The 16274-nt window shown below is 71.1% G+C and carries 13 protein-coding genes; all 13 read right to left on the reverse strand.

Features of this window, described 5'->3' with window-relative positions:
• Nucleotides 1–280: 280 nt before the first annotated feature.
• The 13 genes from D0D37_RS41205 to mraZ all read right to left on the reverse strand — a co-directional run bounded on the left by D0D37_RS41205 (nt 281) and on the right by mraZ (nt 16097).
• On the reverse strand, nt 281–1114 hold the full coding sequence (locus D0D37_RS41205; RefSeq protein WP_116206000.1) for an NAD(P)H-binding protein: 834 nt from the start codon (nt 1112–1114) through the stop codon (nt 281–283).
• A gap of 95 nt (nt 1115–1209) precedes the next feature.
• Entirely contained in the window at nt 1210–2076 is an 867-nt protein-coding gene (locus D0D37_RS41210) for a cell division protein FtsQ/DivIB (RefSeq protein ID WP_116206001.1), read from the reverse strand.
• Nucleotides 2073–3491 (reverse strand): UDP-N-acetylmuramate--L-alanine ligase, encoded by a 1419-nt coding sequence (murC, locus tag D0D37_RS41215; protein ID WP_116206002.1) that lies wholly within the window; start codon nt 3489–3491, stop codon nt 2073–2075. Before murC ends, D0D37_RS41210 begins: the two co-directional genes overlap by 4 nt.
• The gene (gene murG, locus D0D37_RS41220; RefSeq protein ID WP_116206003.1) at nt 3484–4608 is read right to left on the reverse strand and encodes an undecaprenyldiphospho-muramoylpentapeptide beta-N-acetylglucosaminyltransferase; all 1125 of its coding nucleotides are present in this window, start codon (nt 4606–4608) and stop codon (nt 3484–3486) included. Before murG ends, murC begins: the two co-directional genes overlap by 8 nt.
• Nucleotides 4605–6041, reverse strand: a complete 1437-nt coding sequence (gene ftsW, locus D0D37_RS41225) for a putative lipid II flippase FtsW (RefSeq protein ID WP_116206004.1) — start codon at nt 6039–6041, stop codon at nt 4605–4607. Before ftsW ends, murG begins: the two co-directional genes overlap by 4 nt.
• On the reverse strand, nt 6028–7434 hold the full coding sequence (gene murD, locus D0D37_RS41230; protein ID WP_116206005.1) for a UDP-N-acetylmuramoyl-L-alanine--D-glutamate ligase: 1407 nt from the start codon (nt 7432–7434) through the stop codon (nt 6028–6030). The genes ftsW and murD overlap by 14 nt, the downstream gene beginning before the upstream one ends.
• Before the next feature lie 3 nt (nt 7435–7437).
• The gene (gene mraY, locus D0D37_RS41235) at nt 7438–8520 is read right to left on the reverse strand and encodes a phospho-N-acetylmuramoyl-pentapeptide-transferase (protein WP_116206006.1); all 1083 of its coding nucleotides are present in this window, start codon (nt 8518–8520) and stop codon (nt 7438–7440) included.
• Nucleotides 8517–10031 carry a UDP-N-acetylmuramoyl-tripeptide--D-alanyl-D-alanine ligase gene (locus D0D37_RS41240; RefSeq protein ID WP_116206007.1) on the reverse strand — a complete coding sequence of 505 codons (1515 nt, stop codon included), beginning with the start codon at nt 10029–10031 and terminating at the stop codon, nt 8517–8519. The genes mraY and D0D37_RS41240 overlap by 4 nt, the downstream gene beginning before the upstream one ends.
• A complete protein-coding gene (locus tag D0D37_RS41245; RefSeq protein WP_116206011.1) occupies nt 10028–11587 on the reverse strand; it encodes a UDP-N-acetylmuramoyl-L-alanyl-D-glutamate--2,6-diaminopimelate ligase in 1560 nt (519 codons plus the stop codon). Before D0D37_RS41245 ends, D0D37_RS41240 begins: the two co-directional genes overlap by 4 nt.
• A 361-nt stretch (nt 11588–11948) precedes the next feature.
• Nucleotides 11949–13865, reverse strand: coding sequence for a peptidoglycan D,D-transpeptidase FtsI family protein (locus D0D37_RS41255; RefSeq protein ID WP_116206008.1), 1917 nt, complete (start codon nt 13863–13865; stop codon nt 11949–11951).
• A complete protein-coding gene (ftsL, locus tag D0D37_RS41260; protein WP_116206009.1) occupies nt 13865–14521 on the reverse strand; it encodes a cell division protein FtsL in 657 nt (218 codons plus the stop codon). The genes D0D37_RS41255 and ftsL overlap by 1 nt, the downstream gene beginning before the upstream one ends.
• A complete protein-coding gene (gene rsmH / locus D0D37_RS41265) occupies nt 14518–15474 on the reverse strand; it encodes a 16S rRNA (cytosine(1402)-N(4))-methyltransferase RsmH (RefSeq protein ID WP_116206010.1) in 957 nt (318 codons plus the stop codon). Before rsmH ends, ftsL begins: the two co-directional genes overlap by 4 nt.
• 191 nt (nt 15475–15665) lie before the next feature.
• Nucleotides 15666–16097: a division/cell wall cluster transcriptional repressor MraZ gene (mraZ, locus tag D0D37_RS41270; protein WP_009080393.1), complete on the reverse strand. Its 432-nt coding sequence runs from the start codon at nt 16095–16097 to the stop codon at nt 15666–15668.
• Nucleotides 16098–16274: the final 177 nt, after the last annotated feature.

Below are 16274 nucleotides of genomic sequence, written 5' to 3' on the forward strand. Positions count from 1 at the left end.
CCCCACCAGACACCAAAACCGCGCGCCCACCCGCTCAACCGCACCAGCGCACCAAAACTGCGCACCCACCCGCGAACCGCACCAGCGCACCCAACGATCGAGGCACCCACACCACCCCCGCACCCCGATACGAAGCCAAAAACGCGGCGCGGGGGTGCTTGTCAAGGCATCTTTCCCGCCTTGACAAGCACCCCCGCGCCGTAGTCACAATCAGCTTCGGGGTGCCCCGCCGCAACAACGGGCGCAATGTCGCCCCCAGGCGACGAGCCGAACGAGAAACTCAAGAAAACGCAGCCACATTCCCCTTAGCCCACTCGGCGAAAGAAACCCCAGCCCTCCCCAACAACTCCTCGACAACCCCAGTAGGCACCTGCGGATTCACCACCGTGAACTCGAACATCTCCACCAACCAAGAAGCAATCTCCTCCGGATACCCCGAGGAAACCCACTCCGCAACCTGCTCCTCCGGAGTCAACTCCACAAACGGAACCGGCTTCCCCAACGCACCCCCGATAGCCGAAACCATCCCCGCGAGAGAAATCCCCTCCGGCCCGCTCAACTCGTAAATCCGCCCCACATGCCCGTCAGTAGCCAGCACATGAGCAGCCACCGCAGCAATATCCCCCAAATCGATAGGCGTCTGCGTAGCCCCAGGACAGACCGACCGAACCTCCCCGCGCTCCCGAATCGAAGGCGCCCACCCCAGCGAATTGATCATAAACGCCCCAGGCCGCAAAAACGTCCAGTCAAACCCGCCGGCCCCCACGGCCTTCTCCACCGCAGCAAACCCATGCCCGCTAGAAGCCGGATGCTCATCCCCGACACTCGCCCCGGACAACGCAACCACCCGCCGAATCCCCGCCTCACAAGCCAACTCGCAAAACCGGGAAACAGTCCGCGCATAAGGAGCCAGATAAACCGCCTCGACCCCGTCCAACGCAGCAGGCAACGTCGAAGGCTTGGCCAACGACCCGACCGCCACCTCAACCCCATCCGGCAACGCCGCCCGCTCCGGATCCACCGTCAACGCCCGCACCGGCACGCCACGAGCCACCAGCTCGTCCACGACCAGCCGCCCGACATTGCCCGTAGCACCGGTAACCAGAACAGTCATGCCCCCACCTTCTCGTATGCCGTACGAACCCGACAAGCGTACGCCATACGAGAAATAAGAGCCACCGAACCCCCGAACGCGGCCCAGGACGAGGCCTAGGAGGTGATGGTCGGCAGCTCCGGCGCGGAAACGTCGTAGATCTTCCCCTGCTGCGTCAGCAGCGCAGCCAGCACCTTCGCCTTGCGATCGGTGTTCTCCGAGTTCCCCCACCGCACAGTCTTGCCGGTAGAAAGCGTGAACTCCACACTCGCCGGAGTCTGCGCGGTGACCGTCTTGGTCTGCTTCAGCAGTTGCTCCGGCAAGACCCCGAGCACCGCGGTAACCGCACGAGTGACCGGATCGTCCACCGACACCTTCGGCAGCTTCAGCTCCGGCAGCCCGACCGGCCGGGTCTTCACCGTCTTGAACACAACCCCGCCGCCGTCGACGAGATGCACCCCGTCGCCGCCGGGACCGCTGTCGAAGAACGCGATCGGGGTCCGTTCGGTCACCGCGATCTCCAGCGTCGTCGGCCACGACCGGGACACGTCGACGGTCGCGATGCCCGGCATCTGGGCCACCCGGTCGCGGATCCCGTCGACGTCCGCCCGCAGCATCGGCTGCCCGGCCGGCACCTGGGCGGTCGCGCGGATCTGGTCCGCCGACACGGTTTTCGCGCCCTGCACCTCGATCGTCTTCACCGAGAGCAGCGAGCTGAAGAACAGCAGATACCCCAGCCCCAGCAGGGTGACCACGATCAGCAGCGCCACCCACCGACGGCGGATCTCCTGGCCGCGGGTGGGCCGGGACTTCCGCGCGGCGGCCCGCTTCGAGCGGCCCGTGCGCACGGCGGTGCGGGCCCGGGTGCGCTGGCGTTCCTCCTCGGTCCGCCGCCCCCGCCGTTCCCGGGCCAGGGCAGCACGCTGTTCCTCGCCCGCGCGAGGCGCGGGCGAGCGACGGCGCTGCTGCCGGGTCCCGGTCATGCTCGTCCGGCCCTCCGGTCCAGTTCGGCCAGGATCTCCGGGCCCAGCTGCGTCACGTCGCCCGCGCCCATGGTGATCGCGAGATCGCCCGGCCGCACGAGGTCCGCGACCAGGCCGGCGGCCACGTCGAAGGCGGGCTGGTAATGCACCGGAACGGTGACCCGGTCGGCGATCAGCGCGCCGGTCACGCCCGGCACCGGCTCCTCGCGCGCGCCGAACACGTCGAGCACCACGACCTCGTCGGCCAGCGACAACGCCTCGGCGAACTCGGCCGCGAAGGTCTGCGTGCGCGAGAACAGATGCGGCTGGAACACCACGACGACCCGTCCGCTGCCGGCGGCCGTGCGCACCGCGCGCAGCTGCGCGGCCACCTCGGTCGGGTGGTGCGCGTAGTCGTCGTACACCCGCACGTCGCCCGCGCGGCCCTTGAACTCGAACCGGCGGCGCACCCCGCCGAACGCGGCGAGCCCCGCGGCCATGCCGTCCAGCGGCGCGCCCAGTTCGAGCCCGGCGAGCAGCGCGGCGATCGCGTTGAGCGCCATGTGCTCGCCCGGCACCGCGACCCGCAGGTCGTGTTCTTCGCCGTCCAGCGCGACGCGCACGACGCCGCCGTCCGGCGCGGGCGCGTAGTCGAGCACGCGCACGTCGCCCTCGCCGGAAGCGACACGGCCGTAACGGCGCACCCGCACTCCGGCCGCGGCGGCTTCGTCGCCCAGCCGGGCCGCGCCCTCGTCGTCGGCGCACACGATCAGCAGGCCGCCCGGCTCGATCTGGCCGACGAAGTCGCTGAACACCTTCACGTACGCCTCGGCGGTGCCGTGGTGGTCGAGGTGATCGGGCTCGACGTTCGTCACCACCGCCACCGACGGCGTGTAGGTGAGGAAGGAACCGTCGCTCTCGTCGGCCTCCGCGACGAACACGCCGCCCTCGCCGTGGTGCGCGTTGGCGCCGGATTCGTTGAGGTCGCCGCCGATCGCGAACGACGGGTCCATCCGGCAGTTCTGCAGCGCCACGGTGAGCATCGACGTGGTCGACGTCTTGCCGTGCGTTCCCGCGATGCACGCGACGCGGTGCCCGGCCATCAGCCCGGCCAGCGCCTGCGCGCGGTGCAGCACCGGGATGCCGCGCTCGCGGGCCGCGGCGAATTCCGGGTTGGTCTCCTTGATCGCGGTCGACACCACGACGGCCGACGGCGGTTCGGCCAGCTCGCCGAGGTTCTCCGCGGTCTGGCCGACGAACAGCGTCGCTCCCTGCGCGCGCAGCGAAAGCAGCGCACGCGATTCCTTGGCGTCCGACCCGGACACGGCCGCGCCGCGGGCGAGCAGGATCCGCGCGATGCCGGACATCCCGGCCCCGCCGATCCCGATCAGGTGCGCCCGGCGCAGCTGCGCGGGCAGTTCGGGCGTGTCAGGCACCGGCGGCCTCCAAAACGATGCGGGCGAGGGTTTCGTCGGCCTCGCGGTGGCCGAGCCCGACCGCGGCCGCGCTCATCGCGGCGACCCGGTCGGCGTCGGTCACCAGCGGGATCACCAGCTCGGCGACCTTCTCCGCGGTGAGGTCGGCGTCGGCGACCATCAGCGCCGCGCCGGCGTCGACCGCGGGCTGGGCGTTGACCGCCTGCTCGCCGTTGCCGTGCGGCAGCGGGACGAACACCGCGGGCAGTCCGACCGCGGACACCTCGGCCGCGGTCATCGCGCCGGACCGGCACACCACCGCGTCCGCCGCGGCATAGGCCAGGTCCATCCGCTCCAGGTACGGCACCGGCACGTACGCCGGACGCCCGGGGAACTCTTGCACCACAAGGGAATTCTTCGGGCCGTGCGCGTGCAGCACGCCGACGCCGGCCTCGGCGAAGTCCTTCGCCGCGCCGGAGATCGCGGAGTTGATCGACGCCGCGCCCTGCGAACCGCCGAACACCAGCAGCGTTGGCGCGTCCGGGTCCAGCTCGAAGAATTCGCGTGCCTCGGCCCGCAGCGCGGCCCGGTCCAGCGACGTGATCGAGCGGCGCAGCGGAATGCCGACCACCTCGGCCTTGGGCAACGGCGTTCCCGGCACCGCGACCGCGACCCGGGCCGCGAACCGGGCGCCGACCTTGTTGGCCAGCCCTGCCGACTTGTTCGCCTCGTGCACCACGATCGGGGTGCGGCCGCGCGCGGCGAGGTACGCCGGCAGCGCGACGTAGCCGCCGAAGCCGACCACGACGTCCGCGTGCACCCGGTCCAGCACCTCGCGGGTGCGGCGGACCGCGTCGCGCACCTTCAGCGGCAGCCGGAGCAGTTCCGGCGTCGGCTTGCGCGGCATCGGGACCGGCGGGATCAGCTCCAGCGGGTACCCGCGCGCGGGCACGAGCTTGTTCTCCAGTCCGCGTTCCGTGCCGAGGGCGATCACCTCGGCGTCCGGGCGCAGCCGCTTCACCGCGTCCGCCAGCGCGAGCGCGGGCTCGATGTGCCCGGCGGTGCCTCCGCCTGCGACCACGACGACCGGCGCCCGGCCCGCTGCCGACCGCTGCGTTCCCTTGACGGGCTTGCTCACCGATGACCTCTCCGGTTCGCGGTGCTCCGGGCACCGCGGTTCGCTGTAGTCCGCCGCGCCGACCGGCGGCGTTCCTGTGCCGGTGCGGGCCGGGCCGCACGCGGCGCCGGCCGGGCCGCCTTCGTCCCGGTCCCCGCGGCGCGCGTTCCCTTGCGGGTGGACGGCGGGCGGTACGGATCGGGCGCGGGCAGCCGCAGCAGGCGTCCGAATTTACCCGGCCCGTGCGAGCGCAGCGCGGCCACCGCCTCGGGTTCGTGCCGCGCGGCGTTGGCCAGCACGCCCATGATGAGCATGGTGATCACGAGCGACGTGCCGCCGTAGGAGATCAGCGGCAGCGTGACGCCGGTGACCGGCAGCAGCCCGACCACGTAGCCGATGTTGATGGCGGCCTGCGCGACGAGGAACACCGTCAGCGTGCCCGCGACGATCCGGATCCACGGGTCGATGTTGCGGGTCGCGATCCGCAGGCCGACCACGGCGACGCCGGCGAACAGCGCCAGCACGACCGCGCAGCCCACGAAGCCCAGTTCCTCGCCGATCAGCGCGAAGATGAAGTCGTTCTGCACGTTCGGCAGGTAGCCCCAGTTCGACGCGCCCTGCCCGAGCCCCTTGCCGAACAGCCCGCCGTCGGCGAGCGCCAGCTTGGCCTGGTTCGCCTGGAATCCCTCGGCCGAGGTGTCCGCGTCCGGCGACAGGAACGACATCACCCGGGCGAGCCGGTAGGGCGCGATGATCGCCAGCACCAGCACGCCGCTCAGGCCGCCGGCCAGGATCACCCCGAAGAGCCGCTTCGGCGCGCCCGCGAACCACAGCAGGCCGAGCAGGACCACCGCGAGCGTGATCGTGCCGCCGAGGTCGGGCTGCATCATCACCAGCGCGAACATCAGCAGCGCCACCGGCACCACCGGGACCAGCAGGTGCCGCCACTGGTGCAGCTTGCTGTACTTGATCACCAGGATGTGCGCGCCCCAGAACGCCAGCGCCACCTTCGCCGCCTCGACCGGCTGGAAGGTGAACACGCCGAGCTTGAACCAGCCCTGCGAGCCGTTCACGGTCGACCCGAGCGGCGTCAGCACCAGCAGGAGAAGACCGAGGCAGACCACGGTCATCGTCGCCGACATCCGGCGGATCCGTTCGAGCCGCACCCGCAGGCCGGCCCAGAACACGATCCCGCCGAGCGCGACGAACATCAGGTGCCGGAAGAACAGCGCGTACACGCCGCTGCCGGTCTTCGGGTTGTAGGAGGCCACCGAAGACGCGGACAGCACCATCACGATGCCGATCAGGGTCAGGATCCCGGTCAGCGCGAGGACCAGGTGAAACGACGCCAGCGGACGGGAAAGCCAGGCGGTCAGCGCGGTGCGGAACGCGACGAACGGGCTTTCCTTGCGGACGCGGCGCGGGCGAGCCTTCTTCTCGTCAACGACTGTCATCCGCCGCCCCCGCCGCGCCGTCGGCCAGAGCGCGCACCGCGGCTTCGAACGCGTCGCCGCGCGCTCCGTAGCCGCGGAACATGTCCAGCGAGGCAGCGGCGGGCGCGAGGAGCACCACGTCACCAGGACGAGCCAGGGCGCTGGCCGCATTCACCGCCGCAGTCATGGGCTCATCGTCACCCGGAAGGAGGCGGTTGCACGGGACATCCGGCGCGTGTCGCGACAGAGCGGCTTCGATCACGGGGGAATCGGCGCCCAGCAGCACAGCCGCGCGCAGCCGTCCGCCGACCGCAGCGACCAGTTCGTCCACCGAAGCGCCTTTGAGCTGCCCGCCGGCGATCCAGACCACGCTTTCGTGCGCGAGCAGCGAGCCGAGCGCGGCGTGCGGGTTGGTGGCCTTCGAGTCGTTGACGTACCGGATGCCGCCGATCTCGGCGACCTCCACCGCGCGGTGCGGAGCGGGCTCGTACGCGCGCAGCCCCTTGCGCACCGCCGCGAGCGGCACTCCGTGCACGCGAGCCAGCGCGGCCGCGGCGAGCGCGTTCGCGAGGTTGTGCGGTCCGGCCGGGCGGACGTCGGCGATCTCGGCGAGTTCCTCGGCGCTCGTCTCCGGGTCGGCCCCGAAAGCGCGGTCCACCAGCAGGTCTTCGACCAAGCCCAGCTCTCCGGCGCGCGGGGTGTCGAGCACGAACCCGATCCGCCGCGCGTCTTCCGGCGCGTGCTCTTCGGCGATCCGCGTGGACCACGGGTCGTCGACGTTGTGCACGACGGCGCGCGAACGGTGGTGCGCGCGGCCCTTCGCCGCGGCGTACTCCTCCATCGAGCCGTGCCAGTCGAGGTGGTCCTCGGCGAGGTTCAGCACCACGGAGGCGTCCGGCGCGATCGTGGACGACCAGTGCAGCTGGAAGCTCGACAGCTCGACGGCCAGCACCTGGTGCCCGCCGCGCACCGCGTCGAGCACCGGGTAGCCGACGTTGCCGCAGGCCACCGCGTCCGCGCCGGCCGCGCGCAGGATCGACTCCAGCATCCCGACCGTGGTCGTCTTGCCGTTGGTCCCGGTGATCACCAGCCACGCGGGCGGATGCTCGCGCAGCTGCCCGATCCGCCAGGCCAGCTCGACGTCGCCGATCACCTCGATGCCCGCCTCGGCCGCCGCGACCAGCAGCGGAGACGTCGGCCGCCAGCCCGGGCTGGTCACCACGAGCGCGGTGTCCGCGGGCGGTTCGGTCAGGCCGGGCACCAGCTCGGCGTCCAGATCGTCCAGTTCGGCGAGCCGCTCGGCGTTGCCGTCGGTGACCGTGACCCGCGCGCCCAGCTCGCGCAGCACCGGAACGACCGATTTGCCGGTGACGCCCGCGCCCGCGACGAGAACGTGTTTGCCGTCAAGCTCCAAAGGTCAGCCCCCGAAATTGAGCTGCTCGCTGTAGAACAGCCCGAGCCCGAACATGCAGCAGATCGCCGAGAGCAGCCAGAACCGGATGATCACCGTGGTTTCGGCCCACCCGGCCAGCTCGAAGTGGTGGTGGAAGGGCGCCATCCGGAACAGCCGCCGCCGCGTCGTGCGGAAGACCGCGATCTGCGTGACCACCGAGATCATCTCGACCATGAAGAGGCCGCCGATGACGATGGCGAGCAGTTCGGTGCGGGTGGTCATGGAAAGCCCGGCGACGAGGCCGCCGAGGGCGAGCGAGCCGGTGTCGCCCATGAAGATCTTCGCCGGGGCCGCGTTCCACCACAGGAACCCGATGCAGGCCCCGGTCGCCGCGGCCGCGACGACGGCGAGGTCGAGCGGGTCCCGCACGTCGTAGCAGGCGGGCAGCGGCTGGGTCGAGCAGGAGAGCCGGGCCTGCCAGAACGAGATGACCACGTACGTCGCGAGCACCATCGCCGCCGCGCCGCCGGCCAGGCCGTCGAGGCCGTCGGTGAAGTTCACCGCGTTCGACCAGCCGGAGATGACGATGTAGCAGAAGATCACGAACACGACCGACGGGAACGTGATCAGCGCCAGGTCGCGGACGTAGGACAGGCTCTGCGACGCCGGGGTCAGCCCCTGCGCGTCCTTGAACTGCAGCGACAGCACCGCGAACAGGATGGTGATCACGAGCTGGCCGACCAGCTTCGCGGTCTTGTTCAGCCCGAGGTTGCGCTGCTTGCGGATCTTGATGAAGTCGTCGAGGAAGCCGACCAGGCCGAGCCCGACCGCGAGCATCAGCACGAGCAGGCCGGACGCCGAGGGCGCCGCCGAGCGCGAGTTGCCGATCCAGGTGATCAGGTGCGCGACGAAGTAGCCGACGACCATCGCGATGATGATCGCGACGCCGCCCATGGTCGGCGTGCCGCGCTTCGACTTGTGCCCCTGCGGGCCTTCCTCGCGGATCTCCTGGCCGAAGCCCTGCCGCGAGAAGACCCGGATGAGGTAAGGCGTGAGCAGGATCGAGACCAGCAGACCCGCCGCGGCCGCGATCATGATGTTGATCACGCGTGACCACCGTTCGAGCGTTCAGAGTTCAAAGGAGAGTCGTCGGTGTTTGTTTCCGGATCGGCCAGCAGCGCTTCGGCCACCCGCCAGAGACCGGCGGCCTTGGACGCCTTGACCAGCACCACGTCCCCGGGACGGAGCTGATCATGCAGCACGGCGACCGCGGCCTCGACATCGGGTACCAGCACCGACTCCTCGCCCCAGGAACCCTCCTGGAACGCGCCCTGGTGCATGGCGGCCGCGTCCTGGCCGACCACGACGAGCTTCTCGATGTTCAGCCGGACCACGAGCCGCCCGATCGAATCGTGCGCGGTCACCGAGTCCTCGCCCAGCTCGCCCATCACGCCGAGCACCGCCCAGGCGCGGCGGCCGGAGCGGCTCATCGAGGCCAGCGCCTTCAGCCCGGCCCGGACCGATTCCGGGTTGGCGTTGTACGAGTCGTTGAGGATCGTGACGCCGTCCGCGCGGGTCGTGACGTCCATCCGGCGCTCCGAACGCCGCTGCAGCGACGACAGCCGCTGCGCGATCTCCTCGGTGGTCGCGCCGAGTTCGCGCGCGATGGCGGCGGCCGACAGCGCGTTGCCGACGTGGTGCTCGCCGTGCAGCGGCAGCGTCACCGGGGCCTCGCCTTCGGGCGTGACCAGCCGGAAGGACGCGCGAGCTTCGTCGTCGACAGTGATGTCGGCGGCCCGGACCTGCGCCCCGGCCGACTCCCCCACGCCCACGACGCGGGCTTTAGTGCGACTCGCCATGGCCGCGACCAGCGGATCGTCCAGGTTCAGCACCGCGAGACCGTCTTCCGGCAGCGCCTCGACCAGCTCGCCTTTCGCCTTCGCGATGCCTTCGCGCGAGCCGAACTCGCCGACGTGCGCGCTGCCGACATTGAGCACCGCGCCGATCCGCGGCGGCGTGGTCGCGGCCGCTTCCGCGATGTGCCCGACCCCGCGCGCGGACATCTCCAGCACGAGGAATTTGGTCGACGCGTCGGCGCGCAGTGCGGTCCACGGGTGGCCCAGCTCGCTGTTGAACGACCCGGGCGGCGCGACCGTCGGCGCCATCGGCTCGATCAGCTGCGCGATGACGTCCTTCGTCGAGGTCTTGCCGGACGAGCCGGTGACGCCGATGACGGTCAGCCCGCCCGCCGCCAGCCGCTCGACGACGTGCCGCGCGAGCTTGGCCAGCGCGGCCAGCACGGCGGCCCCGGAGCCGTCGGTGTCGCCGGTCAGCGCGACCGACCCGGAGTTGCCCTGTCCCGCCGGCAGCGGCGGCACGACGATCGCCGGAGCGTCGACCTCCCGCGCGGCCAGCACGCCGACCGCGCCGGACTCGACCGCTTTCGCGGCGAAATCGTGCCCGTCGACGCGTTCCCCGGGCAGGGCGACGAACAGCCCGCCGGGGCCGAGTTCGCGGGTGTCGAACTCGACGCTGCCGGTCACGACAGCGGATCCGTCGGTGCGGTGCAGCCGGCCGCCGACGACGTCGGCGATCTCGGCCAGGCTCAGCTCGATCACGCGGTCACCTCGAGACGCTTGCGGATGGCGGCCTCCAGCTCGTCCCGGTCGGAGAACGGGTGCACCACACCCTGGGCCTCCTGGCCGGTCTCATGGCCCTTGCCTGCGATCAGGACGATGTCTCCCGCCCGGGCGAGCGACACCGCGGACGCGATCGCCTCGCGCCGGTCGCCGATCTCCACGACTTCGCCGCCCGCGGCCGGCCCGACCGCGCGGGCCCCGGCCATCATCGCGGCGCGGATCGCGGCCGGATCCTCCGAACGCGGGTTGTCGTCGGTGACGATCAGGAGATCGCTGCGGCGCACCGCGGCCTCGCCCATCATCGGGCGCTTCGCGGTGTCGCGGTCGCCGCCGCAGCCGAGCACGGTGATGATCCGGCCGTCGGTGCGGGCGCGCAGGGCGTCGAGGCCCTGCGCCACCGCGGCCGGCTTGTGCGCGTAGTCGACCACCGCGGTGAAGTCCTGGCCCAGGTAGACCCGCTCCATCCGGCCGGGCACCTCCACCGAGGCGAGCCCGGCGACGATGGCGTCGGCTTCGATGCCCGCGCTGTCCAGGATCGCCGCGGCGAGCACCGCGTTGGCGACGTTGAACATGCCGGGCAGCGGGATCTTCGCGGCGAGGCTGCGCCCGTCCGGCCCGAGCAGCGTGAAGGTCTGCTCCCCCGCCGGGGTCGCTTCGATGTCGGCGGCCCGCCAGAGCGCGTCGGCCCCGGCTTCGATCGACACGGTCACCGTCTGCGGCGTGAGCAGCGCCTGCCCCCACGCGCTGTCGACCACGACGACCTCGGTGGTGGACCGGCCGTCGAACAGCAGGGACTTGGCGGCGAAGTACTCCTCCATGTCCTTGTGGAAGTCGAGGTGGTCCTGCGACAGGTTGGTGAACGCGCCGACCGCGAACCGGGTGCCGTTGACCCGGCCGAGCGCCAGCGCGTGGCTGGACACCTCCATCGGCACGTGCGTGACGCCGCGCTCCAGCATCACCGCGAGCAGCGCCTGCAGGTCCGGGGCCTCCGGCGTGGTGAACCCGCTGGCCAGGCGCTCGCCGGCGATCCGGGTCTCCACCGTGCCGATCAGGCCGGTGGTGCGCCCGGCGGCGCGCAGGCCCGCGTCGACCAGGTACGAGGTGGTGGTCTTGCCGGAGGTGCCGGTGACGCCGAGCACGGACAGGCTCAGCGACGGCTCGCCGTAGATCCACGCGGCGATCTCGCCGAGCGCGGCGCGCGGGTCCGGATGCACGAGGACCGGCACCGGCGAATCGCGCAGCGCGGGCCGGTCGGCTCCGCTCGGGTCGGTCAGGACGGCCGCGGCTCCGGCGGCGAGCGCCTGGTCGCTGAAGTCGGCGCCGTGCGCGCGGGCTCCGGGGAGGCCGGCGAACAGGTCGCCGGGCAGCACGTGCTGCGCACGCAGCGTGGCGCCGGTGACGGTGAGGTCGGCGGCCTCGGGACGGTCGGCGATGAGCCGGGCTCCCGCGCGGGCGAGCAGAGTGGCCAGCGGGACCGGGTCGATCCGGGCCGGGCGGGGCGGCGCGGCGGCTGCCTTGGCCGGGCTGTCCGGCAGCGAGGCGGCAGCGGGCCCGCTTCGGGGCTGGGACGAGGACACGGACACGCCGGAGAGGTTACCGAGGCCGGATCCGGGTGACCCAACGCGGTACGGCGAACGCGCGCCGCCGCCGCGGGTGTGCTAGGCGAGGCGGTCAAGATCGTTGCGGCGCAACCCTTTCCCGGGTGCCGCACCGGCCCGTGTGGACGATCAGCGGGTGCTCCGCTGCCGCTTCACACGCGTTGCCTGCCCCCGAGGCGCGACGCGTCAGCTCTCCGCACCCGCAAATGTCCGTGAAGGGCCCCTTGAGGGAATCTGATTCCCTCAAGGGGCCCTTCACGGACATCTCCATGGCCGACTGTCGAAACCGGCGCGGCGGTCAGCCGACGACGAGCGGCACCACCGGTGCCGGCCCGTCGGACAGCGGAATCTGGTACCGCTGCGACAGGTACGACGCGATCGAGTGGAACAGCGGCCCCGCGGAATGCCCGGCGGGCGTGCTGTCCGGCGCGTCCAGCCGGATGCCCACGACGAAGCGCGGGTGGTCGGCGGGCAGGATCCCCGCGAAGGTGATGTTCGCCAGGCTCGAGCTGTAGGCCTTGGTGCGCGGGTCGATCTGCTGGCCGGTGCCGGTCTTGCCGGAGATCTGGTAGCCCTCCAGCCCGGCCGACGGCGCGGTACCCGAATTCGGGCTCTTCGCGTTCTGCACGACGGCGCGCAGCATGTCCCGCACCGTTTTCGCGGTCTCCGGGCTCACCACGCGCTCGGTCTTCGGCGGCGCTTCCGGCGTCACGGTGCCGTCCGGGTTCTTCTTCGCCTTCACGATCCGCGGTTCGACGCGCAGGCCGTCGTTCGCGATCGCCTGGTACATCCCGGCCATCTGCACGACGGTCATCGAAAGGCCCTGCCCGATCGGCAGGTTGCCGAACGTGGACGCCGACCAGTCCTTGCGCGGCGGCACGTACCCGGAGCTCTCGCCGGGAAGGCCGATGCCGGTCTTCTGCCCGATCCCGAACTTCTTCAGCAGCGCGAGATACCGGTCCGGGCCGACCTGCTGGGCCAGCTCCAGCGTGCCGACGTTGGACGATTTCGCGAACACGCCGGTGGTGGTGAACGTCTGCGTGCCGTGCGGCCACGCGTCGTGGACCGTCCGGTCGGCGATCTTGATCGAGCCCGGCACCTCGAGCGTCGAGGTCGGCGTGGTGATCTTGTCGTCGATCGCCGCGGTGGCGGTGACCACCTTGTTCACCGAACCGGGCTCGTACGGCGTGGTGATCGGGCGGTTGTTGAGCAGATCGTCCTTGATCGTGGACGGGTCGTTCGGGTTGAACGTGCTCGCGTCGGCCAGCGCGTACACCTCGGAGGTCTTCGCGTCCATGATGACCGCCTGGCCGCCCTTGGCCCCGGCCTTCGCGACGTAGTCGCTCAGCTGGCGCTGCAGTTCGAACTGCAGGTCGGAATCTATGGTCAGCTCGAGGTCGGAGCCCGGGACGGCGGCGTTGAGCACGTGCTCGGTGCCCGGCAGGTACAGATTGTCGTTGCCGTTCTGGGTGTTCACGATCTCTCGGCCGGGCGTGCCCGCCAGGTCGGCATCGCGCGATTTCTCCAGTCCGATCACGCCGTGCAGGTTGTGCTTCGACACGTCGGCTTCGTCCATCCGCCAGTTCGCCAGGCCGACGATGTTCGACGCGAGCGTGTCGCCCGGGTACTCGCGCTTGGCGCGCTTCTCCACGCTGATCCACGCGTACTTCTTGACGATCTGGTCGGCCACTGAAGGCTCGACGTTGTCGACGAGGTAGGTGAAGGACTGCTGTTTGTGCAGCAGCGCCAGCTGTTCGGCCTCCGTCGTGAGGTGCGGGAGCTTCTGCGCGATCAGCTTCGCCGCGCCGGCGACCTCGGTCTCGAAGTTGCGGCCCTTGTCCGGGTACTTCTTCGCGTACTCGTCCATCGTCTTGTGCAGCGCGCGCAGGTTCACCGACAGCGTGCGGGTTTCCACGCTGAACGCCAGCTTCGCGCCGTTGCGGTCCACAATGGATCCGCGCTGCGCCGGAATGTCGATGGTGAGCGTGCGCTGGCGCTCGGCCGCCGCAGAGAGCGCGGGCGCCTCGAACCACTGCACCTGCACCAGTTTCGCGCCCGCCACGACCATCAGCACGACCAGCATGATGCGCACCGCCGAAAACCGGCTGCGCTGTCCGCCGTTGCCCCGTTTCGCGACGGCACGGCGGGTGCCCGCGGCGTAGGTCCGCCGCGCGCTGCCCGCCGCCCTGGAACGGCTGTTGCCGCCTGCTGCCATCACTGTCCTCCCGCGGTACCTGCGGCAGTGCCCGGCAGGTCCCCTTCGATGCCGCCCTCCGCGGCGGGCGGAGCAGCGGGTGTCGACGGCGGCGCGGCCGAGTCCTGCTCGTCCGGCTGGGCCTTCTTCGGTTCGCCGACGACGGTCGTCTTGCCGTCCTTGCCGACCACGATGCGCGCCGGGTCGCCGCCGGGCACCATGCCCAGCTGCTTGGCCTCGGGCGCGAGAGACGCCGGGGACTGGGCCTTCGCGACCTCGCGCTCCAGCCGGTCCTTGGTCTCCATCAGCGAAGCGCTGTCCGTGCGCAGTTTTTCGAGCCGGTACGAATCGGCGATCGCCTGCGTGGTGAACCACAGCGTCGCGGCGACCCCGACCGCCAGCAGCCCCATCATCACGAGCACGAACGACGCGCGCGACCGCGGCCAGCGCAGCTTGAACCGCGTGGGCACGGTCTTCGCTTCGACGGTTTCCGGTTCGGCGGCAGGCCTTTTCGGCGCACGCTGGCGCAACAGGTCGGCCCGCTGCGCCCGCCGGGCGTACGCGCGCTCGGCGGCCGTCGTGCGCCGCCGCGCCGGGGCGTCGGCCTCGACGGTGTTCCGCGGTGCCCGCTCCGCAGCGGTCGACGACGAGCGGCGGGACTTCGTAGGTGCGGTCATCGCGGCTCTCCGATCCGTTGTGCTGCGCGCAACCGCACCGAGGCGGCCCGCGGGTTGTGCTCGATCTCGCTCTCGCCGGCCTTCTCCGCTCCCCGCGTGAGGAGCTTCAATTCCGGCCCGTGCCCGGGAAGTTCGACCGGAAGCCCTTCCGGCGTCCGGGATTTCGCCAGTTCCGTCAGCGCCTGCTTCACCAACCGGTCCTCGAGGGACTGATAGGACTCGACGACGATCCGGCCGCCCATCGCCAGCGCGCCCAGCGCCGCGGGCATCGCCCGGCGCAGCACTTCCAGCTCGCCGTTGACCTCGATCCGCAGCGCCTGGAAGGTGCGCTTCGCCGGATGCCCGCCGGTGCGCCTGCTCGCCGCCGGAACCGCGGAGTAGAGCAGTTCGACCAGCCTTCCGCTGCGGGTGAACGGTTCCTTCTCCCGTTCCGCCACCACGGCGCGGACGATCCGCTGCGCGAAGCGTTCCTCGCCGTAGTCGCGCAGGATCCGGATCAGCTCGCCGGGCGCGTAGGTGTTGAGCACGTCGGCCGCGGTGAACCCGGTGGTCGGGTCCATCCGCATGTCCAGCGGCGCGTCCTGCGAGTAGGCGAACCCGCGTTCGGTGCGGTCGAGCTGCATCGACGAGACGCCGAGGTCGAACAGGATTCCGTCCACTCGGGACAGTCCCAGTCCGGACACCGCTTCGGGAAGTCCGTCGTAGACAGTGTGCACGAGGTCGACGCGGTCGCCGTGCCGCGCGAGCCGCTCCGCGGAGCGCTCGAGCGCGGCGGGATCGCGGTCCAGCCCGATCAGCCGGAGCCGGGGAAACGCGGCGAGCAGCGCGTCGGAATGGCCGCCGAGTCCGACGGTCGCGTCGACGAGGACGGCGTCCCGGCCGTCCAGCGCGGGGGCGAACAGCTCGACGATGCGGTCCAGCAGCACCGGAACGTGCTCGGCTGCGTCCGTCATGTCTTCCCCCTTCCTGCCGCGTGTTTTCCGGGGAAGATGCGGCGGATGCCGTCAGGTCCCTGCCCGCCCGCTTGCTGACCTGGCACCGGGGAAGGTGCGCCAGGGTCAAAGAGCGGACAGAGGCCTCACGGCATCCGCGTCGAACGGCGTACCCGCGTCCCCCGACGACGCAGGTGCGCCCGGAACGTCTCCTAGAAGACGCCCGGCAGAACTTCCTCCCGAGCCTGTGCGTAGCTGTCCTCGTGTTCGTCCAGGTAGCCCTGCCACGCCTGGGCGTCCCAGATTTCGAGCCGGGTGATCGCACCGATCACCACGCACTCCTTGTTCAGCCCCGCGTACCGGCGAAGCTCCGGCGCGATGGCGACGCGCCCTTGCCCGTCCGGACGTTGCTCGTCCGTCCCGGCGAACAGGTAGCGCTGGTAGGCCCGCACCGCCTCGTTCGTGAACGGGGCTTCGGCGACCTTCCTGGCCATCTGCTCGAACTCGGCACGGGGGAAGACGAAGAGACAGTGGTCCTGCCCCTTGGTGACCATCAGCCCGCCTGCCAAGGCCTCGCGGAACTTCGCGGGCAGCGTGAGCCGCCCTTTGTCGTCCAGCTTCGGGGTGTGGGTGCCGAGGAACACCGGCCTCCACCTCCCTACCGGATCCGGTTGGCTCCCCGCCCGGTTCCGGCTCGGGGGCTCCCTTCCGCCCCACTGGCCACCACCGTACCCCACTTTTCACCACAGTCAACGAGTCTTGCGCGCGCGCCACTCCGTCGAGTGGCGTGTTTGCGCAGGTCACGGAGGTGGGTCCAGGTG

Origin of the sequence: Amycolatopsis circi (assembly GCF_003385235.1) — a bacterium.
Lineage (GTDB): Bacteria > Actinomycetota > Actinomycetes > Mycobacteriales > Pseudonocardiaceae > Amycolatopsis > Amycolatopsis circi.